The organism is Pseudomonas sp. H11T01, from assembly GCF_048515765.1.
GTDB lineage: Bacteria > Pseudomonadota > Gammaproteobacteria > Pseudomonadales > Pseudomonadaceae > Aquipseudomonas.
This window is the reverse complement of the sequence record NZ_JBLYED010000064.1, coordinates 1-1341: the sequence shown is the minus strand read 5'-3', so window position 1 is coordinate 1341 and position 1341 is coordinate 1. Positions and strand designations below refer to the sequence as shown.

Genomic DNA, 1341 nt, shown 5'->3' with positions numbered 1-1341 from the left:
CCAGCCCTTTCAAGGTGTTTTCCCTTTATGGGCCTTCAGCACCCGATCGGTCGACACATGAGCATTCGCAGCCTTTCCCTCCAACCATTCCTTGGGCTTGGCGATTTTGGGACCGCGTATGCTTTTGGCGACCTGCTTGGGCTTGATGTTCCTGGCCAGCGCCAACAGGCGCTCCGCCAGAGTTTCTGAGGTCGTTTGAAGTGATGGATAATCCGAGGGCAACGCGATCTGCATGCCCTCATAACCGCTGCGCACTTGCACGGCCAGATGGAAGGTCGAAGCTTCCCAGCCTTCAGGCTGCGTCTCGCGATGGGCCTGCTCCACACTACGTTTGAGAACAGCCAAAACGTTGTAGGCCAACACCGCCGAGGCAAAGCCCAGCAAGGCCGCCCGCGGAGAACCGAGGCTTTCGATTTCACTGTCCAGCACCGATTCAAGACGCTGGAACATCCCTTCGATACTCCAGCGGCGACGATATAAATCGGCGATCTGCTCGGCGCTGATGGTGTCGGGCAAGTTGCTCCAGAACCACATCACAGAGTCGCCTGATTCGGTAGGTGTTTGCAGGTTCAGTTCAACTCGGCGCCAGCGGTAGCCACCTTTGAGTTCGATGATTTGTTCGCGCACTGTTCCGGCTTCGACCGGCACCGGTTCTTGCCAGTCGCTTTCCTGAATCAACCTGGGATGTTTGCTGGGCTGGCGAATAATGAACGAAGCGTTCGCTTCCTCGCAGGCCTGCATGACGGGCAACGTGCAATAAAGCCGATCGGCCATCCACAGCTGTCCCTCATGGGCGCGAGCCAACAACGGCAGCACGCTGACGCGCTCACTCGCGTAGGCATCCTCGCAAGGCTGCAAGTCAACGACCTGATCCAGGTCAGGATCGTAAACCACCACCGAAAACCCCGGCCGCGCCGCGCCTCGTTCACGCCGCAAAGCCCCCAAACGTTTTTCGGAAGAAGGCAAGTGGTTACCGTCAACGACGCGCAGTTGCCAGCCGGGCAAAATGGCTGAACAGCCCAACGCTTCTATCGTCGGCGCCAAGCGTTCTGCGCTACCGGTGACCAAGGCCCGCAGCAACGCCGGTTCTGTGCGGCTGACCTTGTCATAGAGCGCCGCCAAGGTAACCGGTAGATCATCCATCTGGCGTGCAGCGGCATGCAAGGAAGGCCGCAAGCCCAATGAAACGAGGGACATCAGCTCAACAATGGTCGAAAACAAAAGCTCACGCGGGTACTGGCGTTGACGATGCTCTTCGAACACCTGATCAACCCACTCAGCAGGAATGGCCTGTTCCAGAGCCAACTTGACCATGACACTGGCCGGTGCCTTTTTTTCAAA

1 protein-coding gene is annotated in these 1341 nt (G+C 58.0%); it reads right to left on the bottom strand.

What is annotated here, in order from left to right:
- Positions 1 to 9 precede the first annotated feature (9 nt).
- Complete coding sequence (locus ACN1C3_RS33175; protein WP_419119945.1) at positions 10 to 1314, bottom strand: IS4 family transposase; 1305 nt, start codon at positions 1312 to 1314, stop codon at positions 10 to 12.
- Positions 1315 to 1341: the final 27 nt, after the last annotated feature.